The following is a 21,149-nucleotide window of genomic DNA, read 5'->3' as shown; positions in this document are numbered from 1 at the left end:
GTCGATATGAAACGTATTATTTTTGTATTAATCGCCGCCGCCGGACTGTTTTGGGGCAATCCGGTTTTCATTCCACCCGCCGCCGCTGAACCGTTGGTCAAACTCCCCGAAACCCCGATCCGGTCCTGCCGAAGGGGTCGGGCCAAGCTCTATGACGAGTGTTCGAACCAAAAACGGCTTTTCGCTGCCGCATTGGATCGCGCCAATACCGAGGGCAAAACCCTGCTTGTGTCTTACGGTGCGGAATGGTGCATCTGGTGCCATGTGTTCGACGCTTATATCAACGGCGAAAAATCCCGTTTCAGCTATAAATTCGCCTCGCCCGACGCCCCCGACATGTTTCGCCGCGCGACCCTGTACGAACGCGAAAAGTCGGATGTTTCAACCAAAGCGGCAGCCTTGCAAAAATTTGCGGCGGACAATTTCGTTCTGGTCCACATCGACGCCCAATATGCCCCCCGTGGAGAAGCGGTTTTGAAAAGAACCGGTGCACTTGCCCATTACAATGGCGGCCTTCCCTATATTTTCACGGTCGACAAATCCGGACGTTATGCGGCTCATTTGTTCTATAACCGTGTTGAAACCCGCCGCGACAGCACCGACTGGTATCGGGGTTACAATCGCCAAAAACTGATTGCGGAACTGAAAAGAATGAAAGCAGCGGCCCAACAATAGCCCCCTTCTTCTTTTCCCGAAATACCTGCGCCGCAGGCAAATGCGCGCGTCCCGTCAGGGGCGCGCGCTTGGGGCGACGCCGCAGGCGGCGCAATCCCACTGGATATGCTTCATCCCGACAAATCGCGCCATCCGCCCGACCTCGGCCTCCAGCTTGGTAACCCGCGCGACACTCGCCCGAACGCCAGCCTCCCACCAGACCTGTTTCACCACCAACACCCCCTTGGCCCGATCCGCCTTCATATCGACCCGCCCGACAAACCGGTCCCCTTCCAGCAGTGGGTAAACGTAATACCCCCATTTGCGCTTGGCTGCCGCTACGAATATCTCGATCCTGTAGTCGAACCCGAACAACATGTCCAACCGCTCCCGATCCCGCGCAACCGGATCAAAGGGGTTCACGATCCGCAACCGTGACGTGGGCGGTGCAACCGCTTTGATCCGCGCCTCGATGTCCTCAAGCGCAAAACCCTCGCGCCAGCTTCCGTCCCGCGCCTGAACCTTGACCGGCACCAATCCGGCACCCGCGACCCAAGCCTTCGCCTCAACCGCGCTCATCGCGCCCCAGAACCGCTGGATATCCCCGACCGTACCAAACCCCAACCGCACCAAAGCCGCACGACACAGCCAATCCACCTGCACCTCGTCCGGATGCGCCACTCCGCGCAACTCTGCCGGAATAACCCGCTCGGCCAAATCGTAAAACTTGGTGAAATCCTTGCGGTGCGATGTCGCCAACACCCCGGAATACCACATTTTATCCAGCTCGACCTTATGCGGTGGTCGCGACCACATCCCCTTTTTCGGTTTGGCCCTGGTGTCAAACGCATGGGTTGAAAGCGGCCCCTCCTGCCTGACCCGTTCCAGAATGGCCGCAACATCCGCCGCTTTCATTTTCGTCTTGTAATAGGAATGGTTCGCCATCTTGTCGGCATAACGCCGGAACTGCCGCTGCCAATAGGGGTAGAACTCGATCGGCAAACATGACGCATCATGGGTGAAATGCTCAAACACCTCGCCCGCCGCCAATACCCCCTCCAGATCCCCCTCGCGATAGTTCTGGTTCCGACTCCATAAAATATGGTCATGTGCGCGGGCCACATTGCGGAGGGTGTCCAGTTGCACAAACCCCAACTGCCGGATAACCCCCATTACATCGGCCTGCCCTATCGGCGCCTTGGCCAGCCCAAGTGATTGTAGCCACAAACGACGGGCATCGCGATTGTTGATTTTTAGAACCATCCCGCCAATATGGCGCGCCAAACAGAAGACCGATAGCCCCTTGCGCCAAACAGCAATCTGTTTTTATCTGCCGTATGACTTATGACACAATCATCATCGGCGGCGGCATCCTCGGGTGCACCACCGCATTCCATCTGTCTCGCATGGGGCAAACGGTTCTTCTGCTGGAACGCGATAAAATCGCCACGGGCACCACCGGCAACAGTTTCGCCTGGGCCAATGCCAGCGTCAAATCCACTGACAGGACTTATCACAACCTGAATGCGGCCGGCGTGAAAGGCTACAACGCCTTACAAGACGAATTCGGCAATGGAACGCTGGGCATCAACCCCGCCGGCGCGCTACAGGTCGTGCCGAAATCCGATGCAGACGGGTATCGGGCGATGCAGAAACAGGCCCGCGCCCTGACCGCCTTCGGCTATGCTAACCGCTGGGTTTCCAATACCGAATTGCGCCGGCTGGAACCGGAAATGACATTTCCCGACGATGCCGAGGCCCTGCTAAGTCCCGATGACCTGTTGATCGACGCCCCCCGTTTCACCCGCTTCATGGCGAATCAAATGACAGCCATGGGGGGCACAGTGCTGGAAAACTGCACCGCCATCGAACTGCTGGCAACCGATCAAGGGGATGTCACCGGCCTGATCACCACCCAGGGCACCTTTCACGCCGGCAACATCACTCTGGCCACGGGGCAGGATACAGCAACCACCCTTGCCACCCTGACCGGATATGACGGATTTGCCGCGCGGTTCCCGCTGAACAAAGTACCCGGCCTGATCCTGACAACCCCGCCGCTGCCAAGCGCCCCACCCTTGCGCCACATGTATTATTCCGCGCCGAAAAACGAATTGCACATCCTGCCGGAATTCAATGGCGGGCTAAAAATTGCCTCGGACGATATTGACGGAATGATCATCGAGGACCAGACACCGGACCACCTGCGCAAGATGTGGCAACTGCTGCTGGAGCGCGCCTATACCGTGCTGCCACAGCTGACCGGCACCATCGACATCGATGATTGCAGGCTGGGCATCGGCGTGCGCCCCTACCCGACCGACGGCAAAACCATCATCGGCCCGATGCCCGATGCCAAGGGCCTGCACATCATAGCCACCCACAGCGGCATCACCCTTGCGCCGGTGCTGGGAAAACTGATGGCCGAGGCAATCACAACCGGCACATACCCCGAAACCCTTGCCCCCTTCGCCCTGACCCGTTTTAGCGGCTTTGCCTGACCCCTTCTTCTTGCTCAAAATACCTGCGCCGCAGGCAAATGCGCGCCCCGTCAGGGGCGCGTCTGGGGCGACGCCAAAGGCGGCGCAACCCGAAAGTACAGGAATTGCACCCCCGCCCCATGTTCACTACCGTGGTGCAATGCACAATGACCGCCCGCTTCTTGGTGTGCTGCTGATGGCCACCTTCTGTGTCATGGCCCCCTTTGCGGATGCCGTGGCCAAAGTGCTGGGCGGTACCGTGCCGGTGGTCCAGATCGTCACCTTCCGCTTTATTTTCCAGGTGCTGATCCTGCTGCCTGTCGTATTGCTGACCAAACGCGACCTCAGGATGAACCGGCGAACCCTTGGCCTGCTGTTTCTGCGCTCGATCCTGCATATCATCGGTATCGGTGCGATGTTCCTGTCGCTGATCTATCTGCCGCTGGCCGAAGCCATCGCCATCGCCTTTGTCGAGCCCTTCCTGCTGTTGCTGCTGGGCTGGCTGTTGCTGAAGGAACATGTCGGCCCGCACCGCCTGATTGCCTGTGCCATCGGGTTTGTCGGCACCCTGTTGGTGATCCAGCCCAGTTTCGCCAATGTCGGCGCCGCTGCCTTGCTGCCTTTGGTGGTGGCCGTGGCCTTTGCCGGTTTTATGATCGTTACCCGTCAGTTAACGGCAAAATCCGATCCGGTCACATTGCAGGCTGTCAGCGGTGGCATGGCGTTGCTGGTGCTGGCCATGGTGCTGTGGATCACCTCGGCCTACAAAATCCCTGCCCTGACGCTGATCACCCCCAGCGATGCCGATTTGGCATTGTTGGCGATCCTTGGCGTATTGGGCACATTGGCGCATCTGGTCATGACATGGTCGCTGAAATTCGCCCCCACCGCCACCCTTGCGCCCGTGCAATACCTTGAGATCCCGTTCGCCACGCTGATCGGTTGGTTGATTTTCCGGGATTTTCCAAACGGATTGGCCGCCATCGGCATTCTGATCACTGTTGCCGCCGGTCTTTACATCGTGATACGGGAAAGGCGGCTGGCGATTGGCTCGATAGCCTAGCCCCCGAAATCTTTGAAAGATTTCGTCCGTTTTCTTTCAAAGAAAACAATCTCCCGACCTAACACCTATTGCTAGCCCGCAGCATATAGCACATCGGCAATTGCGCCGCCTGCTCTTCATAGCAATCGTATTCCACTTCTCGGTTGGAATGGGGGAATTCATCAAATCGCGTGACCTGTAAACCCGCTGCAATACAGCCGTTCAGAACATCGCTGATCTTGTGGATAAACCAGTAAGACGGCGAAACATCGCCCTCGTTCGCGCCATCGTAAACAATTGGGTCAGTGTCCACAAAAGGGCGGGTGCGGAAATAGGAATTGGCCAGCAGATACGGATTGCCCGGAAATGCGGTTCAGCTCTTTGGCCTGCGCAAGGAATCCCTCGGCCTGATCTATCCCCTGACAGCGTTCAGCCCCGAAAGAAGCCAGCGACAGCACCTCTCGCCCGTTGTTGCAACCGACTTGCACCACAGATTTTCCACGCAGGTCAATCCGGCGCAACGCATCCGTCATGGTTTGATCAAAACAGGAAAAACCCGGTTTGGACACGTCTTGGAGTAACTGCCCCAACGCTCCCCCGCCTTGTGGCGCCAGGCAGAGTCATTCCACGCCTGCCGGTTTGCGATAACCATCCTGTCGCGATCTTGTGTGTTATTCCCCATTTAACCCTCCTGTCAGTGCCTCGATCACCGCTTGCAGATGGGTTCGGGGCAGGATCACCAACAGCTTGCGCTTCGAGACACGCAAAGTAACCTCTTCTCCTGTCGTTTCATTGGATGTGCCAATGGTGCCGTCCGGGGCCATTTCCAACCCGTTAACCGGCCATAATACTCCCGTCGCATCAACGCGGCATTGCGACAGGGGAAACAATGAAAACCGGGTCCGTGCAGGCAGTTTGATCCGCATCGTATCCGGCGCAAGAAAACACAAATCCACTTCGCCCAACAGAATGCAGCGCTGTTCCGGATGGCGCAGCAATGAACTGTAGGCGGCCAGTTCATGGTCCAGCCGTTGACCGGTAAAACCTGTTGCCAGTATCAGCGGCGCGTTGATACTGCGCAAACATTTGTCAAAATCCGTGCTGTCCTGATCGGGAAACCGGTATAGCCTATCCGCCGGTAACTTCGCCTGAATTTCCGGCGTCAGGGAATCCAGATCGCCGAACACCCCTTCGGGCATCAATCCCATATCCAGTGCCACTTTGGCACCCCCGTCAGCCGCAAAAAGAATCGGTGCAAATTTCAATGCCTGTTTCACAGCTTTAGGGGTGGTTCGCCCCGCACCAAGCAAGGTGACAGCATGGTTAACCACTACATTTGGGGGATTCATCATTAATAAACACTATTTTGTTGAAGAAACCACATTTCCGCCATGAATTAATACCCAAAAAATCCTAGTTTTGTTCATCAAATAGAACCATTCGCTAGTGAAAATCCAGCGACTATTATATAAAAGACGATACGGAAGTGAGCAGGTCATGAATCGTGCGAGTAAAATATTAACTGTTTCCTACGGCACATTCTCGTGCACGCTGGAGGGGTTTGACGACACTTTGGATACGATGAAAGCGATCGCGGAATATTTTCGCGATTTGTCGGCCAAAGACCGGTATTTTGGTGCCGAGCCCCCTGCTCTTGATCCCGAGGTCCTTGCCAATATCGCCAGTCGGGAAACCAGCTTGCAGGTCGAGGCCAAAGTCAGCGACAACGGCGTCCACCTGACACCCAGTGAAACGTCGCCTGCTACCTCTGAGCCGCAAGTATCTGCCATGGCCGAAATGCCAGCCATTGCGCCAACAAAAAACACACCGGATCAAACAAAACAGGAAAATGCGCAAAGCACCCTAGTTGTTCCGTCGAGCGAATATGACGATGCACAGGACGAAGCCTTGGTCAAAACCGCTCCGGCACCTGAAAATCCGGTTCTGAAACATGATACCCCCGAACCCGGCGCCGAAAGCATCGCTGCCAAATTGCGCCGTATCCGTGCGGTTGTTGCAGCCAAACAGGCGACCAGTTCGACATCATCCATTTTTGCCGAAGATTTCCAGCCCGAACCGGAGAGCGCGCAAAAAGATAGCGCCCCGGATGAGGAAGATGAGCCTGCTGGCGAAGAAACACAAACCTCGCCTGTAAATGAGCCAGCACAGCATGCGGATGCGACTGAGGAACCCTCGAACGAAGCAACCCCTTCAGAACCTGAAGAAGACGATATGAAAATCTCTCTTCCCGGGGCCGATTTTTCAATGGATGACGACATTGAAGGCTTTGACCAGGATGATGATGACATGTCGGTTGCCAACATTCTGGATGTTGTTGAAGATGAAGAAGAATACCTGGAAGAAGAAGCCGTATCCAAGCCCGAAACGGATGAAGTAGAACAGGTTGATGACAATCAAGATGACACTGGCACAGAGCCAGAGGAGGAAATCGCGGTTGTGCACCCGGTTCGCCCCATCCGGCCAACAGTGGCCAGCACACAGCGGCCAGAGCAGCACAATAGCGATCCGCAGGATACACAGGGCGAGACATCAACTGATCCCTTGAATGTGCCTGATACAAAAACCATTCGCAATGCTGTTAAAGGGATTTTGGGAAAGACGAGCCTATCAAACGATGACGAATCCGAGTTGCTGACCCAGTTGGCAAGTATAGAGGTTGAAGAAGCCACGTCTTCGACATCTGTCTCTCTTGATCGCGGGATTGATGCGGCCCTGCGCGCTGATCGCGCAAATCGTGTCATGAACGAAGAAGGCGGCGCAAAAGACGAAGTCGCGCTTGAGCGGCTTTTGGAAGAAACCAACGCCAAACTGGATACCAGCGAAAGCCATCGCCGCCGTTCGGCCATATCGCATCTGCGCGCTGCCGTTGCCGCAACCTTTGCGGACAGAAAGCTTGATCTGGGCGACGACGATGGCAACGGGGACGGGGCCGAACCTTATCGCTCGGCTCTGGCGGATGTTGTCCAACCCAAAACCGCAAACAGCTATGTCGAACCTGACAATAGCGGTATTGCCCCTCTGGTTCTTGCAACCGATCAACGCGTCGATATTGAAAATATCGCCAAAGACGGATTGGCCGTTGTGCGCAACACAACCGATGATCGGGACGAATTGATCACCGACAGCACCAGCTTTGCCGATTTTGCCCGCGAAGTCGGTGCAACCGATCTGCCCGATTTGATGGAGGCCGCAGCCGCCTACGCAGCCTATATCGAAGGACGGCCCCATTTTGCGCGCCCACAAATTATGCGACAGGTTGCCAATTATGCCGGCAAGGATGAATTCAACCGCGAAGAGGGTTTGCGTTCCTTCGGGCAGTTGTTGCGTCAGGGTAAAATTGTGAAAATCCGGCGCGGACAGTTCGGGATTGCCGACAGCACACGGTTCAAACCGTCAACGCCGATGGCTGGTGAATAAACTGTAACCGATCAACCGGTTTTGCGAAAAAGGGTGGCTATTTTGGCCACCCTTTTTCTATTCAGTCATCGTCGTTTTCGGCATCCGGATCAGCCTTGCCAACCCCCAAAAACACGGATTTGAACGGCATCATCCACAAAAACCCAAGGACGACATAGACGATCAGCTCCAGCCAGAACGGCGGACGATCGAACAGCGACACCACGAACAGCGCCGCCGCGATGTACAGCGGCAGGCCGATCAGCAAGATCACCAGCGACCAGCGCTTGCGGGCTTTGTAAGACAGGGCCATCAGTCGGCAAACGGGTCGGTTACAAGAATGGTATCCTCGCGCTCTGGCGAGGTGGACAGCATCGCCACCGGACAGTCGATCAATTCCTCGACCCGTCGCACATACTTAATGGCTTCAGCAGGCAGATCATTCCAGCTGCGCGCCCCCACGGTGCTCTCCGACCAGCCCTTCATGGTTTCATAGACTGGCGTCACGCGGGCCTGTTGTTCTGCGGCAGTGGGCAGGTAATCCAGCCGTTTACCATCCAGTTCGTAGGCCACGCATATTTTCAGCTCTTCCAGCCCGTCCATCACATCCAGTTTGGTAAAGGCAATGCCGTTGATGCCCGAAATCGCGCAGGTCTGGCGCACCAGAACCGCGTCGAACCAGCCACAGCGCCGCGACCGGCCGGTGACGGTGCCTTTTTCATGGCCGACGGTGGCCAGATGTTCGCCCACCTCGTCAAACAGTTCGCAGGCAAAGGGGCCTTCGCCCACCCGCGTGGTATAGGCCTTGACGATCCCCAGCACATAATCGATCGCGCCCGGTCCCATGCCCACACCCGATGCCGCCATACCGGCGGTGGTGGTCGAGGATGTCACAAACGGATAAGTGCCAAAATCGACATCCAGCAACGAGCCTTGCGCGCCCTCAAACAGAATCCGTTTACCCGCCTTGCGCTTTTCGTTCAGCACCTTCCAGACGGGGGCGGCATAGGGCAGAACCTGCGGTGCAATTTCCAGCAGCGCCTGTTTCAGGCCCACCGGATTAACCGGCTCCAGCCTCAGCCCTTTGCGCAGGGCATTGTGATGGGTCAGCAGGCGTTCAATGCGCAGATCCAGCGTGGCTTCGTCCGCCAGATCGGCCACGCGGATCACACGGCGGCCCACCTTGTCCTCGTAACAGGGACCAATGCCGCGGCCCGTGGTGCCGATTTTGGCAACCGAGTTCTGGCTTTCGCGGGCGCGGTCCAATTCGCCGTGGATCGGCAGGATCAACGGGGTATTTTCCGCGACCATCAGGTTTTCGGTGGATATTTCCACCCCCTGCCCGCGCAGTTTCTCCATTTCGGCGACAAAGGCCCAGGGATCCAGCACCACACCGTTGCCGATCACCGCCAGCTTGCCTTTGCGCAGCAGGCCCGAGGGCAGCACCGACAGTTTGTAGACATTGCCGTCAATCACCAGCGTGTGACCAGCATTGTGACCACCCTGAAAGCGCGCGATCACATCGGCGCGCTCGCTTAGCCAGTCCACGATTTTGCCTTTTCCCTCGTCACCCCATTGTGCGCCGACGACAACTACATTGGCCATTAAGAATCCCCAGACATCCGTTAAAATTCGCGCCTTTGTAGCCACAGCCCCGCCCCAAGGGAACCGGTAAAATCGCCGCCCCACTGGACAGACTGCCCGCAAACCTGCAAATCATTGCGAAAAAAGGGATTAGACTTATGGGCTTTTTACTTCGCTGGGCGGTTGCTTTTGGCCTGTTGGCCGCAACATTCAATCCAACACAATGGAATTACACCCGTTGGGCGGTAGACAATTTCGACAAACAAATGCCGATGGTCGTGCTGCTGGGGCTATTGCTGCTGATCGGCTATATCATATTTTTACGCGCCACATTGCACTCTATCGGCGCGCTGGGCATGGGGTTGGTCACAGCCGTTGTCGCGGCACTGTTGTGGGTGTTGTATGATTACGGCCTGCTGTCACTGGATAATTCCAGCATGAATGTCTGGATCGGAATTCTGGCCCTATCTGTGGTGTTGGGCGTTGGATTGTCCTGGAGTTTCGTGCGCCGCAGCCTTTCCGGGCAGGTCGATATCAACGATAGTGATGACTAAGGGCTTGCGGGCGGGCGTTTCTGGCCTTAGATAACACCAAACCTGAATCAAACGGACCGTCCCTATGGAAAACGTAATCCTTGTCATCCACCTTATTCTGGCGCTTTCGCTGATCGGTGTTGTGTTGTTGCAGCGCTCGGAAGGCGGCGGTCTGGGTATGGGCGGCGGTGGCGGTGGTGGCGGCGGCGGTGCCATGTCGGGCCGCGCAGCAGCCGATGCACTGACCAAATTGACATGGATTCTGGCGATTGCGTTTATTGCCACCTCGATCACCATGACAATCATTGCCGCCAAAAACGCGGCCGGGTCTTCGGTTCTGGACCGTTTGGGTGACGCACCGGTGGAACAACCCGTGACAGCGCCGGTTGCACCGGCTACGGATGATCTGTTGCCACCAAGTGCCGGCGACACACCGATCACGCCCCCGCCTGCGGACTGATCTAACCATCTACAACACATAGGTTTTGCAACAATTTGCACAACATCATGTTGTGTTCTGTTGCCAAATCCGCGCGAATCTACTATATGTCAAATCCCGTGATGATGCGGTTTTTGCAAGGCTGCACGCGCTGCATATAACGATATATCTCACGGGGGCGTTTGCCATATGGCACGGTTTATTTTCATTACTGGTGGTGTTGTTTCAAGCCTTGGCAAGGGGCTGTCTTCGGCGGCTTTGGGTGCATTATTGCAGGCCCGCGGCTATACTGTGCGTCTGCGCAAACTTGACCCTTATCTGAACGTCGACCCCGGCACGATGTCGCCCTTTGAACATGGCGAAGTGTTCGTCACCGATGATGGTGCCGAAACCGATCTGGACCTTGGCCATTACGAGCGTTTCACCGGCGTATCCGCCCGCAATACCGATTCTGTATCCTCGGGCCGGATTTATTCCACCGTGCTGGAAAAGGAACGGCGCGGCGATTATCTAGGCAAAACCATTCAGGTGATTCCGCATGTCACCAACGAAATCAAGGATTTCATCTCGATTGGCGAAGATGAAGTCGATTTCATGCTGTGCGAAATCGGCGGCACAGTGGGCGATATCGAAGCCCTGCCGTTTTTCGAAGCGATCCGCCAGTTTTCGCAAGACAAACCACGCGGGCAATGCATTTTCATGCACCTGACCCTGATCCCCTATCTGGCCGCAGCCGGCGAATTGAAAACCAAACCGACCCAGCACAGCGTCAAGGAACTGCGCTCGATCGGGATTGCCCCCGAGGTTCTGGTTTGTCGCTCCGAACATCCGATCCCCGACAAGGAACGCGCCAAAATCGGCCTGTTCTGCAACGTGCGCACCGAAAACGTGATTGCCGCCTATGATCTGAAATCCATTTACGAGGCCCCGCTGGCCTATCACCGTGAAGGTCTGGATACCGCAGTTCTGAATGCCTTTGGCATCACCGATGCGCCGATGCCGGATATGTCCCGCTGGGATGACGTGGCCGACCGCCTGACCAACGCCGAGGGCGAAGTGAAGGTTGCCATCGTCGGCAAATACACCCAGTTGGGCGACGCCTATAAATCCATCGCCGAGGCCCTGACCCACGGCGGCATGGCCAACCGCACGCGGGTAAAGCTGGAATGGGTCGATGCCGAAGTGTTCGACACCGAAGACCCTGTCGCCCATCTGGAACCATTCGACGCGATCCTTGTGCCCGGCGGATTTGGCGAACGCGGAACCGAAGGTAAAATCAAAGCCGCCGAATATGCCCGCACCCATAATGTGCCCTATCTGGGCATCTGTCTGGGCATGCAAATGGCCGTGATCGAGGCCGCGCGCAATCTGGCCGGAATCACCGATGCCGGTTCCGAGGAATTCGATCACGAGGCTGGCGGCAAACGCTTTACCCCCGTGGTTTACCACCTGAAGGAATGGGTTCAGGGCAACCACAAGGTGGCCCGCAAGGTGGATGACGACAAAGGCGGCACCATGCGGCTGGGGGCCTATACCGCGCAGCTTGAGGAAGGCTCGAAAGTGGCCGAAGTTTACGGCACAACCACAATCGAGGAACGCCACCGCCACCGTTACGAGGTTGACGTGAAATACCGCGAGGCGCTGGAGAAAACCGGCCTGCGGTTTTCCGGCATGTCGCCCGATGGCCGCCTGCCCGAAATTATCGAATGGCCGGATCATCCGTGGTTCATCGGGGTGCAGTTCCACCCCGAACTGAAATCCAAACCGTTTGCGCCGCACCCGCTGTTTGCCAGCTTTATCAAGGCGGCGATCGAATCTTCACGTCTGGTATAAAGGAAAGCACATGGCAAAAGGGTATTGGGTCGGGCAGATCGTGGTGCATGATCTGGAGCAATATCAGGCCTATCGCGCCGCCAACGCCGAAGCGTTTGCCAAATACGGGGCAAGGTTCCTGATCCGTGGCGGGGATCAAACCATCGTCGAGGGGCAGGCCAACCCGCGCACCGTGGTGATCGAATTCAAGGATGTTGCCACCGCGCAGGCCTGTTACGACAGCCCCGAATACAGGGCGGCCAAAGCGCTGCGTGATCCGGTGTCCGAGGGCAATCTGGTGATCGTCGAAGGCTATGACGAATAACCGCGCCGCTTTGTGATTGGCATTTGCAGTTTGCCTACCTATATCTACCCGCATGTTTGGCGAATTTCTAAAACGGCTCACTGCCCCCGCTCCCGCTCCGCTTACGGACACCGATGCCCGCCTTGCGCTGGGTGCGCTTTTGGTGCGCGTGGCCCGTTCGGATAACAATTACGATGCAAGGGAAGTGGCCAAGATCGACCAGATCCTGTCAAACCGTTATGATCTGACCGAGGCCGAGGCCCGCGAATTGCGCAAACAATGCGAGGTTCTTGAAACCGAAGCCCCCGACACGGTGCGTTTCACCCGCGCGATCAAGGATGCTGTGCCTCATGAAAATCGGGTTGCTGTTGTCGAATCCCTATGGGAAGTGGCGCTGACAGACGGAATGCGCGATGAAAACGAAGATGCCGTATTGCGACTGGTGTCGGATTTGCTGGGTGTGAACGATATGGACAGGGCCAAAGCCCGTCAGCGTGTGGACAATCGCTAAATCGTCACCACCAAGACGCGAAAACGGCGCGACATCGCAAACAGACGCCGCGAAAACGCAATCAACCGCCACTTTACCGTTGCATTTACACCCGTTTCCCGCCCTATTGCTTTGACGGGAAATAACAAACGGCTTTGAACGTGACTGAAACGAACCCACCGGTAATCGAAATCCGCGACCTCCACAAAAGCTATGGCGATCTGGAGGTCATCAAAGGCGTCGATATCGCTGCCAATGCCGGTGATGTCGTGTCGCTGATCGGGTCATCCGGTTCCGGGAAATCCACCATCTTGCGCTGTGCCAACCTGCTTGAGGACAGCCAGCAGGGCGACATCCTGTTCAAGGGAGAGGCCGTGCATTGGCGAGGGCACGGGCTGCACCGCCATCCTGCTGACAAGCATCAGGTGATCCGCATGCGTACCAACCTGTCGATGGTGTTCCAGCAGTTCAACCTGTGGTCCCATATGTCGATCCTGCAAAACGTGATGGAAGCCCCCGTCACCGTTCTGGGCCGCGACAAGGCCGAGGCCGAGGCCGCCGCCCGCAAATATCTGGACAAGGTGGGCATCGGCGACAAATGCGACGCCTGGCCCGCGCAACTGTCCGGCGGCCAGCAACAACGCGCCGCCATCGCCCGCGCTTTGGCAATGGAACCCGAAGCCTTGCTGTTTGACGAACCCACGTCGGCGCTGGACCCCGAACTGGAACAGGAAGTGGTCAAGGTGATCAAGGATCTGGCCAACGAGGGGCGCACCATGCTGCTGGTCACCCACGACATGCGGCTGGCGGCGGATGTGTCGGACAATGTAATTTTCCTGCATCAGGGCAAGATCGAGGAACAGGGGCCACCCGCCGAACTGTTCGGCAATCCGAAATCCGAACGCCTGCAACAATTCCTCAGCGCCACCGTGTCGGACTGACACAGCGTTTTACATCCGACCGCTTTGGCGGTTACAACTGCACCACCAAGATAACCTAGGGAGATACCAAATGAAAAAACTTATTCTAGCAACGGCTGCTCTGGCTTTTTCTGCCAGCTTTGCCATGGCCGACACCGTGCGCATGGGCACCGAGGGCGCCTATCCTCCATATAACTTCATCAACGACGCCGGCGAAGTGGACGGGTTCGAGCGCGAGCTGGGCGACGAGCTGTGCAAACGCGCCGAACTGAAATGCGAATGGGTCACCAATGATTGGGACAGCATCATCCCGAACCTTGTATCGGGCAATTACGACACCATCATTGCCGGCATGTCGATCACGCCCGAACGTGACGAAGTGATCGATTTCACACAGGAATACATCCCCGGTTCTCCATCTGCCTATGTTGCGATGGCCGACGGGGTCGACCTGAAAGGCGGCGTGATTGCCGCACAGACAGCCACCATTCAGGCCGGCTATGTCGCCAGCTCGGGTGCGACGCTGGTCGAGTTCGCCTCGGCTGACGAAACCATCGCCGCCGTGCGCAACGGCGAAGCCGACGCGGTTTTGGCCGACAAGGATTACCTTGCACCGATCGTTGCCGAAAGCGGCGGCGAGCTGAAATTCGTTGGTGATGACGTGATCATCGGTGCCGGTGTCGGCATGGGTGTTCGTGAATCTGACACCGAGCTGAAAGGCAAAATGGATGCCGCGATTTCCTCGATGAAGGCCGACGGCACTCTGAACGCCATGATCAAGAAATGGTTCGGTGAAGACGCCGCAACTTTTGAATAAGAACTGATCCTTATGGACAAGGGCGGGGCCGGTTTTTGGCCCTGCCCGCTTTGACTTATGTTTTCCTTTTGCACAGAACCGAAAACCCTTGAAGGGATGGAATGGCTTGCCTGTTATCTGACAACAGGCAAACATATGGCGTTCTATGGCTCGTTCGGGCTGGTGATGGCGCTGTTGCTGGTCACGGCCCCCGTCGCCCTGATGTTCGGCTTTGGCGGCGCGATGGCGGCGCGTTCGCATTTCCTGCCGCTGCGCTGGTTCGGCAAGGGCTATACCGCGATTGTGCGCGGGGTTCCCGACATTGCGTTTTTCCTGTTCTTCGTGATCGCGCTGGATCAGGGCATCGAATATATCCGCCATAAAATCAAATGCCCCGACTGGGATATGCCGATCCGGCAGGGCAATGATTTCGTGGTTTGCGCGCAGGCCAAAATGCCCCTGTCGTCATCGGCTGCATGGGTGCATGAAACCTATTCTTTCGCTTTGGCGGTGGTCACCTTTGCCATCATCTTTGGCGCCTTTGCCGCCAATGTCCTGTATGGCGCCATGCGCGCTGTTCCCCATGGCCAACTGGAAACAGCCGAGGCTTACGGCATGTCCCGCCGCCAGACATTCTGGCGCATACTGGTGCCGCAAATGTGGGTTTACGCCCTGCCCGGCCTGTCGAACCTGTGGATGATCCTGATCAAGGCGACGCCGCTTCTGTTCCTGCTGGGCCTGAAAGACATCGTTTACTGGGCACGCGAACTGGGTGGCTCGAAAACCCAGATCTTTGCCTATCCGCACCCTGACTGGCGGCTTTACTATTTCCTTGGCCTGCTGGTGTTCTACCTGCTGCTGACCCGCATCAGCGAGGTTGTGCTGGGCCGCCTGATGCACCGGCTGACACGCGGGCAGGCCACGATGGGGGGCATGTCATGAACAGTTGCCTGCAAACCATTCAGGATTACGGGCTGCGCTCGATCGGTATTGGCGAACGCCTGCTGCCGAAATCGGATTTCACCCTGTGCGAACAGTTCACCCTGATCGGCTCGGGCCTGCTGTGGAATATCTATTTCGGCGTGCTGGCCCTGCTGGTCGGCTTTTTCCTGTCCACCGCGGTGGGCCTTGCCAAAAGCAGCCGTGTCTGGTTCATCCGCAAACCGGCGGAATGGTTCATTTTTATCTTCCGTGGCTCGCCGCTGTTCATCCAGTTCTTCCTGTTTTACGAGGCCTTCGTTCTGCTGCCCAAACTGGGCTGGGACATCAATCTGGGCTTTGCCGAAATCACCGTCGAAACCCGCTGGCTGACCCGCGCATGGCTGGGGGCGCTGATCGTGCTGATCCTGAACACATCCGCCTATGCCGGCGAAATTTTCTACGGCGCGTTGAAGTCCATCCCCAAAGGCGATATCGAGGCCGCCGACGCCTACGGCCTGTCCGGCTGGACCCGTTTCCGGCGGGTGATCTGGCCCACCATGCTGCGGTTGGCCTGGCCCGCCTATACCAACGAGGCGATCTTTATGTTCCACGCCACCACGCTGGTCTTTTTTGCCAGTTTTCCGGCCTGGGGGCAGAAAGGGGATGCGCTCTATTATGCCAGCTATTTCGCGGATAAAACCTTCAACCCGTTTATCCCCTACCCCATTCTGGCGATGTATTTCATCATGCTGACCATGACCGTGATTTTCTTTTACGGCATGGTCAACAAACGCCTGAACCGTCATCTGCCACAGGAACAGCGCCGCAAGCTGCGCATACGTCCACAAGTTATCCGATAGGTGCCCCATGTCCGAACATCCCCGAACCATCCGCGTCGCTGCTGTTGATCTGAACGGGGTGATGCGTGGCAAACGCGTGCCGGCCTCCTATGCCAAAAAGCTGGACAAGGGCGCGGTGCGTCTGCCGTTTTCGGTGCTGAATGTCGACATTCACGGCGAGGATATCGCCGACAGCCCGCTGGTGTTTGAAACAGGCGATGCCGATGGCATCCTGCACCCCACAGGGCGTGGCCCCGTGCCGATGCCGTGGCTGCAAACCCCCAGCGAATTGCACCCGATGGTGCTGCACCATGATGACGGTGCGCCGTTTCTGGGCGATCCGCGCCATGCCTTGCAAGAGGTTCTGGACCGCTATGGCGCCCGTGGCTGGCAGGTGATGGCGGCAACCGAACTGGAATTCTATCTGGTGGACGACAGCGGTGAAACCATTGCACCCGCCCATTCGCCGCTGACCGGCAAACCGATGCACAAGGCCGACATCCTGTCGCTGGACGCGCTGGATGCGTTTGATGCCTTCTTTACCGATTTGTATGAGGCCGCGGCGGCGATGGACATTCCCGCACAGGCCGCCATTTCGGAATCGGGCGCGGGGCAGTTTGAAATCAATCTGAATCACGGCGACGCGATGAAGGCCGCCGATGATGCGTGGCTGTTCAAAATACTGGTGCGCGGCATGGCCCGCAAACACGGGATGGCCGCGACATTCATGGCCAAGCCCTTTGCCGATGATGCGGGCAACGGGATGCATGTGCATTTTTCGGTGGTGGACGCAGAGGGACGCAACATCTTTGACGATGGCCGACCGGACGGCACGCCCGAATTGCACCACGCGATTGCCGGCTGCCTTGAGGCAATGGCCGACAGCACCCTGATCTTTGCCCCGCACGCCAATTCCTATGCCCGCATGGTGCCCGGTGCCCATGCCCCCACCGGCATTTCATGGGCGCATGAAAACCGCACCGCCGCCATCCGCATTCCCGGTGGCGCACCCGCCGCACGCCGTATCGAGCACCGCGTGGCAGGCGGCGACATCAACCCCTATCTGATGCTGGCCGTAGTGCTGGGCGCGGCATTGGTCGGGATCGAGGACGGCCACATGCCCCCCGCTCCGATCACTGGCAATGCCTATGATCTGGACCTCCCGCAGCTGCCCACCGACTGGCACACAGCGATTGAAATGTTCGGCACATCCGACATGATCCGGCGGATTTTTCCCGATGAACTGATCCGCAATATGGTGCTTACAAAACATCAGGAGCGGCACAAGATCACCGATTTGAACAGGCAACAGCAAACCGAAGTCTATCTGGAAGCCGTGTAACCCCCTCACCGGCAAATTGTTACGCCACATTCTCGGAAAAACCCTGCGGACAACATTTCCATTAAACCGGTTTAATGGTTCTTTCCCGCCGGCCCGACAATCTGCACTTCTTGCGTCATGCAATCCATCTCCCCCTTGCCCGATTGCAATCCCTCGGCTAGCAATGGGCAAACAACATCTGGTGATTAATGAAAATCGGACTTCTGATATGCGGCCATGCCTTAGCGCAGGTTGCAGAGAAACACGGCGATTACGCCGAATGGTTCAAACGATTGCTTGGCGACTACGGTTTTACCTTCGACACCTACTATGTGGTCGACATGGAATTCCCAAAGGACGTGCATGATGCCGACGGCTGGTTGCTATCAGGCTCCCCCCACGGCGCCTACGAGGACCACCCCTTCATCCCCCCGCTCGAGGATTTCGTGCGCAAGGCCTATGCAGAACACATCCCGATGGTAGGCATCTGTTTTGGCCACCAGCTGATCGCGCAGGCCCTTGGTGGCAAGGTTGAAAAATTCGACAAGGGCTGGGCGGTCGGCCGCCATGAATACAAATTCGAGGGGCACGGCGATATTGCCCTCAATGCCTGGCATCAGGATCAGGTGATGCAAGTGCCCAAGGATGCCAAAGTCATCGCCAGCAGCGATTTTTGCAAATATGCCGGTCTGGTTTACGGCGACCGCGCCTATACCATCCAACCGCACCCCGAGTTTTCCAATCCGGTGATTTCCGAATACATTACCCTGCGCCGCAATCCCGAAATCTATGATGACGATATGATGCTGCAAGCACTGGAATACGCCAGAACCGACAATGATTCAGACAAGCTGGCTGATGAAATCGCGGCCTTTTTCAAACAACCCCGAAAGGCAAAATAATGGCCGACTGGAAAGATAAACTGCCCGAAGCGGCGCGTGCCTATCTGGAAGGGCACCGTCTGGACGAAGTGGAATGTATCATCTCGGACCTGCCCGGTATCGCCCGTGGCAAGGCTATGCCCGCGACCAAATTTGCCAAAACCAAACACTCCTACCTGCCCAATTCGATCTTCTACCAGACGATCACCGGCGGCTATGCCGATGCCGCCGAGAACGAGGAAAAGGGCTATACCGAACCCGATATGATCCTGAAGCCCGATTTTTCCACCGCCGCCGCCGCCCCGTGGACCGGGGACTGGACGCTCCAGATCATCCATGACCTGACCAACCGCGAAGGCAAACCCATTGAGGTTTCGCCGCGCAACGTATTGAAGCGGGTGGTGGAGCTTTACCACAAAAAGGGCTGGACGCCGGTGGTTGCGCCGGAACTTGAATTCTATCTGGTGGCCCGCAACACCGACCCCACCAAACCGATCGAACCCCCGATGGGCCGCACCGGCCGCCGCGCAGCGGGCCGTCAGGCCTATTCCATGTCGGCGGTCGATGAATACGGCCCCGTGATTGACGACATCTATGATTTCGCCGAGGCACAAGGGCTGGAGATTGACGGTATTACCCAAGAGGGTGGCGCCGGTCAGGTGGAAATCAACCTGCAACACGGCGACCCTGTAAAACTGGCTGACGAGGTGTTCTATTTCAAACGCCTGATCCGCGAGGCCGCCCTGCGCCACGACTGTTTTGCCACCTTCATGGCCAAACCGATCGAGGGCGAACCGGGATCCGCCATGCACATCCACCATTCGGTGCTGGATGAAGAGGGTGGCAATATCTTTTCAGGTCCCCAGGGCGGCGAAACCGATGCCTTCTTCCATTTTATCGCCGGTATGCAGAACCACATGCCATCCGTCATCCCGCTGCTGGCCCCCTATGTGAACAGCTACAGGCGTTATGTGAAAGACCAGTCCGCGCCGATCAATCTGGAATGGGCGCGCGACAACCGCACCGCCGGTATCCGTATCCCGCTGGGTGGCCCCAAAAGCCGCCGCGTGGAAAACCGGTTGGCGGGGATGGATTGCAACCCCTATCTGGGCATCGCCGCTTCATTGGCCTGTGGTTATCTGGGCCTGATCGAGGGCAAACGCCCCGATGCTTCGGTCAAAGGCGACGCATCTGAACGCGAAGAGGCGATCCCGCGTGATCTGCATTCCGCACTGGAAATATTCGCAACCGCCACCGATATGCACGAGGTTCTGGGTCCGCGTTTCTGTCGCGTCTACCAGATGGTGAAAGAAGCCGAGATCGACGAATTCCTGCAAGTCATCTCACCGTGGGAGCGGGAACACCTCCTGTTGAATGTATGAACCCGATCTATGCCAACGATAAACGCGGCCAGTATCCCGACAGCTGGTATGCAGCCACCGCCACCCCGCTGGATCCGCTCCCGGATCTGAAAGGCGAAGTCACTGCCGATGTCTGCGTGGTTGGTGGTGGGTACACCGGCCTGTCCACCGCCCTGCATCTGGCTGAAAAGGGCTATTCCGTGGTGCTGCTCGAGGCCCAGCGCGTCGGCTTTGGTGCATCGGGGCGCAATGGCGGGCAGGTCGGGCACGGGCACAATATGAGCCAGCCCAGCCTTGAAAAGAAGCTTGGCAAAGCGGATGCCAAAATGCTCTGGGACATTGCCGAGGACTCGATCACAATCACCCGCGATCTGGCCGCCAAACATGCGCCGGATGCCGCGTTCAAACCCGGCCATGCCTCGGCCTATTTCAGCCAGAAAGAGGCGGATGCGGGTCGGCGGGATTGCGAATATCTGGCCGAAAACTATGGATTTGGCGGGCAGTTTCTGGACAAATCCGCCACCGAAGAAATTGTCGGAACCGACCAGTATTACGGCATGGTTCTGGACAGTCATGGCGGCTATTTGCACCCCTTAAATCTGGCACTGGGGCTGGCGCGCGGTGCGGTGGCAGCCGGTGCGAAAATATTCGAGCAATCAAATGTTCACAACATCAAGGCCGGTCGCACAGCCAGCGACAAAACCGTGGTGCAAACCGACCGGGGCCGTGTGGTGGCCGACCATGTGGTACTGGCCTGTAACGGCTATTCCAACAACCTAAACCGCAAAACTGCCGCCCGCGTGATGCCGATTAACAACTTCATGGTCGCAACCGAGCCTTTGGGCGCGCGCGCTGCTGAAATTCTGGCGCGGGAAATCTGCATTTACGACAGCTATTTCGTGCTGAATTACTATCGGATGTCCGAAGATGGCCGCCTGATTTTTGGCGGCGGCGAAAGCTATGGGGTAAAGTTTCCAACCGATATTGCCGCCAAGGTGCGAAAACCGCTGGAGAAGCTGTTCCCGCAGCTTAAGGGGGTGAAAATCGACTACGCATGGGGCGGCACATTGGGCATCACCACCAGCCGGATGCCCTATTTCGCCCGTGTTGCGCCCAATGTTCTGACGGCGGCGGGCTACTCGGGCCACGGGGTGGCGCTGGCAACTTTGGCGGGACAAATCATCGCCGAGGCGATTGCGGGCCAATCCGAACGCTTCGACGTTTTGTCCCGCGTGCCGGTGACGCCGTTCCCTGGCGGGCGGATGTTCTCGACCCCGATCCTGACACTGGCCATGACATGGTTTTCTCTGCGCGACCGGCTCGGCATTTAATCGCTGAACCGGTTAAAAACCGTT

The 21,149-nt window shown here is 57.3% G+C and carries 22 protein-coding genes; 17 read left to right on the top strand and 5 right to left on the bottom strand.

What is annotated here, in order from left to right:
- The first annotated feature begins 6 nt into the window (after positions 1–6).
- Positions 7–675 (top strand): thioredoxin domain-containing protein, encoded by a 669-nt coding sequence (locus BAR1_RS03885; RefSeq protein WP_118941804.1) that lies wholly within the window; start codon positions 7–9, stop codon positions 673–675.
- Between the two features lie 54 nt (positions 676–729).
- On the opposite strand, the gene BAR1_RS03880 is transcribed toward BAR1_RS03885, so the two are convergent.
- Positions 730–1,917, bottom strand: a complete 1,188-nt coding sequence (locus BAR1_RS03880) for a winged helix-turn-helix domain-containing protein (protein WP_118944331.1) — start codon at positions 1,915–1,917, stop codon at positions 730–732.
- Positions 1,918–1,991: 74 nt separating this feature from the next.
- Here BAR1_RS03880 and BAR1_RS03875 point away from each other — a divergent pair, with 74 nt between their 5' ends.
- Complete coding sequence (locus tag BAR1_RS03875) at positions 1,992–3,155, top strand: NAD(P)/FAD-dependent oxidoreductase (protein ID WP_118941803.1); 1,164 nt, start codon at positions 1,992–1,994, stop codon at positions 3,153–3,155.
- A gap of 139 nt (positions 3,156–3,294) precedes the next feature.
- Complete coding sequence (locus BAR1_RS03870; protein ID WP_118941802.1) at positions 3,295–4,197, top strand: DMT family transporter; 903 nt, start codon at positions 3,295–3,297, stop codon at positions 4,195–4,197.
- Positions 4,198–4,478: 281 nt separating this feature from the next.
- Here BAR1_RS03870 and BAR1_RS18140 read toward each other — a convergent pair whose 3' ends face one another.
- Positions 4,479–4,766, bottom strand: coding sequence for a DUF1698 domain-containing protein (locus BAR1_RS18140; protein ID WP_228408720.1), 288 nt, complete (start codon positions 4,764–4,766; stop codon positions 4,479–4,481).
- Positions 4,767–4,847: 81 nt separating this feature from the next.
- Positions 4,848–5,525: a thiamine diphosphokinase gene (locus BAR1_RS03860; protein ID WP_228408825.1), complete on the bottom strand. Its 678-nt coding sequence runs from the start codon at positions 5,523–5,525 to the stop codon at positions 4,848–4,850.
- A gap of 148 nt (positions 5,526–5,673) precedes the next feature.
- Here BAR1_RS03860 and BAR1_RS03855 point away from each other — a divergent pair, with 148 nt between their 5' ends.
- A complete protein-coding gene (locus BAR1_RS03855) occupies positions 5,674–7,614 on the top strand; it encodes a hypothetical protein (RefSeq protein WP_162891661.1) in 1,941 nt (646 codons plus the stop codon).
- 61 nt (positions 7,615–7,675) lie between these two features.
- On the opposite strand, the gene BAR1_RS03850 is transcribed toward BAR1_RS03855, so the two are convergent.
- Together BAR1_RS03850 and BAR1_RS03845 are read right to left on the bottom strand one after the other, a co-directional pair.
- Positions 7,676–7,906: a DUF2842 domain-containing protein gene (locus tag BAR1_RS03850; RefSeq protein ID WP_118941799.1), complete on the bottom strand. Its 231-nt coding sequence runs from the start codon at positions 7,904–7,906 to the stop codon at positions 7,676–7,678.
- On the bottom strand, positions 7,906–9,198 hold the full coding sequence (locus tag BAR1_RS03845; RefSeq protein ID WP_118941798.1) for an adenylosuccinate synthase: 1,293 nt from the start codon (positions 9,196–9,198) through the stop codon (positions 7,906–7,908). The genes BAR1_RS03850 and BAR1_RS03845 overlap by 1 nt, the downstream gene beginning before the upstream one ends.
- A gap of 137 nt (positions 9,199–9,335) precedes the next feature.
- Here BAR1_RS03845 and BAR1_RS03840 point away from each other — a divergent pair, with 137 nt between their 5' ends.
- From BAR1_RS03840 to BAR1_RS03780, 13 genes are all read left to right on the top strand, one after another.
- Entirely contained in the window at positions 9,336–9,731 is a 396-nt protein-coding gene (locus BAR1_RS03840) for a DUF6524 family protein (protein WP_118941797.1), read from the top strand.
- A 64-nt stretch (positions 9,732–9,795) separates the two neighbouring features.
- On the top strand, positions 9,796–10,170 hold the full coding sequence (gene secG / locus BAR1_RS03835; RefSeq protein WP_118941796.1) for a preprotein translocase subunit SecG: 375 nt from the start codon (positions 9,796–9,798) through the stop codon (positions 10,168–10,170).
- 168 nt (positions 10,171–10,338) lie between these two features.
- Positions 10,339–11,982 (top strand): CTP synthase, encoded by a 1,644-nt coding sequence (locus BAR1_RS03830; protein WP_118941795.1) that lies wholly within the window; start codon positions 10,339–10,341, stop codon positions 11,980–11,982.
- Between the two features lie 10 nt (positions 11,983–11,992).
- The gene (locus BAR1_RS03825) at positions 11,993–12,286 is read left to right on the top strand and encodes a DUF1330 domain-containing protein (protein WP_118941794.1); all 294 of its coding nucleotides are present in this window, start codon (positions 11,993–11,995) and stop codon (positions 12,284–12,286) included.
- A 52-nt stretch (positions 12,287–12,338) separates the two neighbouring features.
- The gene (locus BAR1_RS03820; protein WP_118941793.1) at positions 12,339–12,776 is read left to right on the top strand and encodes a tellurite resistance TerB family protein; all 438 of its coding nucleotides are present in this window, start codon (positions 12,339–12,341) and stop codon (positions 12,774–12,776) included.
- Positions 12,777–12,916: 140 nt separating this feature from the next.
- Positions 12,917–13,696: an ABC transporter ATP-binding protein gene (locus BAR1_RS03815; protein WP_162891660.1), complete on the top strand. Its 780-nt coding sequence runs from the start codon at positions 12,917–12,919 to the stop codon at positions 13,694–13,696.
- A gap of 70 nt (positions 13,697–13,766) precedes the next feature.
- Positions 13,767–14,492 (top strand): transporter substrate-binding domain-containing protein, encoded by a 726-nt coding sequence (locus BAR1_RS03810; RefSeq protein ID WP_118941791.1) that lies wholly within the window; start codon positions 13,767–13,769, stop codon positions 14,490–14,492.
- 57 nt (positions 14,493–14,549) lie between these two features.
- The gene (locus BAR1_RS03805) at positions 14,550–15,413 is read left to right on the top strand and encodes an ABC transporter permease (RefSeq protein WP_118941790.1); all 864 of its coding nucleotides are present in this window, start codon (positions 14,550–14,552) and stop codon (positions 15,411–15,413) included.
- Positions 15,410–16,252, top strand: a complete 843-nt coding sequence (locus tag BAR1_RS03800; protein WP_118941789.1) for an ABC transporter permease — start codon at positions 15,410–15,412, stop codon at positions 16,250–16,252. Before BAR1_RS03805 ends, BAR1_RS03800 begins: the two co-directional genes overlap by 4 nt.
- A 7-nt stretch (positions 16,253–16,259) precedes the next feature.
- The gene (locus BAR1_RS03795) at positions 16,260–17,573 is read left to right on the top strand and encodes a glutamine synthetase family protein (RefSeq protein ID WP_118941788.1); all 1,314 of its coding nucleotides are present in this window, start codon (positions 16,260–16,262) and stop codon (positions 17,571–17,573) included.
- Between the two features lie 188 nt (positions 17,574–17,761).
- Entirely contained in the window at positions 17,762–18,454 is a 693-nt protein-coding gene (locus tag BAR1_RS03790; RefSeq protein WP_118941787.1) for a type 1 glutamine amidotransferase, read from the top strand.
- Complete coding sequence (locus BAR1_RS03785; RefSeq protein WP_118941786.1) at positions 18,454–19,815, top strand: glutamine synthetase family protein; 1,362 nt, start codon at positions 18,454–18,456, stop codon at positions 19,813–19,815. Before BAR1_RS03790 ends, BAR1_RS03785 begins: the two co-directional genes overlap by 1 nt.
- A complete protein-coding gene (locus tag BAR1_RS03780) occupies positions 19,812–21,125 on the top strand; it encodes an NAD(P)/FAD-dependent oxidoreductase (protein ID WP_118941785.1) in 1,314 nt (437 codons plus the stop codon). Before BAR1_RS03785 ends, BAR1_RS03780 begins: the two co-directional genes overlap by 4 nt.
- Positions 21,126–21,149 lie beyond the last annotated feature (24 nt).

Origin of the sequence: Profundibacter amoris (assembly GCF_003544895.1) — a bacterium.
Lineage (GTDB): Bacteria > Pseudomonadota > Alphaproteobacteria > Rhodobacterales > Rhodobacteraceae > Profundibacter > Profundibacter amoris.
The sequence above is the reverse complement of the archived record's forward strand: the minus strand, read 5'-3'. Positions and strand labels throughout refer to the sequence as shown.

Bases quoted from the DNA above. Each gene is read 5' to 3' on its own strand.
- BAR1_RS03885 (WP_118941804.1), top strand. From the start codon at position 7: ATGAAACGTATTATTTTTGTATTAATCGCCGCCGCCGGACTGTTTTGG.
- BAR1_RS03880 (WP_118944331.1), bottom strand. From the start codon at position 1,917: ATGGTTCTAAAAATCAACAATCGCGATGCCCGTCGTTTGTGGCTACAA.
- BAR1_RS03875 (WP_118941803.1), top strand. From the start codon at position 1,992: ATGACTTATGACACAATCATCATCGGCGGCGGCATCCTCGGGTGCACC.
- BAR1_RS03870 (WP_118941802.1), top strand. From the start codon at position 3,295: ATGCACAATGACCGCCCGCTTCTTGGTGTGCTGCTGATGGCCACCTTC.
- BAR1_RS03860 (WP_228408825.1), bottom strand. From the start codon at position 5,525: ATGAATCCCCCAAATGTAGTGGTTAACCATGCTGTCACCTTGCTTGGT.
- BAR1_RS03855 (WP_162891661.1), top strand. From the start codon at position 5,674: ATGAATCGTGCGAGTAAAATATTAACTGTTTCCTACGGCACATTCTCG.
- BAR1_RS03850 (WP_118941799.1), bottom strand. From the start codon at position 7,906: ATGGCCCTGTCTTACAAAGCCCGCAAGCGCTGGTCGCTGGTGATCTTG.
- BAR1_RS03845 (WP_118941798.1), bottom strand. From the start codon at position 9,198: ATGGCCAATGTAGTTGTCGTCGGCGCACAATGGGGTGACGAGGGAAAA.
- BAR1_RS03840 (WP_118941797.1), top strand. From the start codon at position 9,336: ATGGGCTTTTTACTTCGCTGGGCGGTTGCTTTTGGCCTGTTGGCCGCA.
- secG (WP_118941796.1), top strand. From the start codon at position 9,796: ATGGAAAACGTAATCCTTGTCATCCACCTTATTCTGGCGCTTTCGCTG.
- BAR1_RS03830 (WP_118941795.1), top strand. From the start codon at position 10,339: ATGGCACGGTTTATTTTCATTACTGGTGGTGTTGTTTCAAGCCTTGGC.
- BAR1_RS03825 (WP_118941794.1), top strand. From the start codon at position 11,993: ATGGCAAAAGGGTATTGGGTCGGGCAGATCGTGGTGCATGATCTGGAG.
- BAR1_RS03820 (WP_118941793.1), top strand. From the start codon at position 12,339: ATGTTTGGCGAATTTCTAAAACGGCTCACTGCCCCCGCTCCCGCTCCG.
- BAR1_RS03810 (WP_118941791.1), top strand. From the start codon at position 13,767: ATGAAAAAACTTATTCTAGCAACGGCTGCTCTGGCTTTTTCTGCCAGC.
- BAR1_RS03805 (WP_118941790.1), top strand. From the start codon at position 14,550: ATGTTTTCCTTTTGCACAGAACCGAAAACCCTTGAAGGGATGGAATGG.
- BAR1_RS03800 (WP_118941789.1), top strand. From the start codon at position 15,410: ATGAACAGTTGCCTGCAAACCATTCAGGATTACGGGCTGCGCTCGATC.
- BAR1_RS03795 (WP_118941788.1), top strand. From the start codon at position 16,260: ATGTCCGAACATCCCCGAACCATCCGCGTCGCTGCTGTTGATCTGAAC.
- BAR1_RS03790 (WP_118941787.1), top strand. From the start codon at position 17,762: ATGAAAATCGGACTTCTGATATGCGGCCATGCCTTAGCGCAGGTTGCA.
- BAR1_RS03785 (WP_118941786.1), top strand. From the start codon at position 18,454: ATGGCCGACTGGAAAGATAAACTGCCCGAAGCGGCGCGTGCCTATCTG.
- BAR1_RS03780 (WP_118941785.1), top strand. From the start codon at position 19,812: ATGAACCCGATCTATGCCAACGATAAACGCGGCCAGTATCCCGACAGC.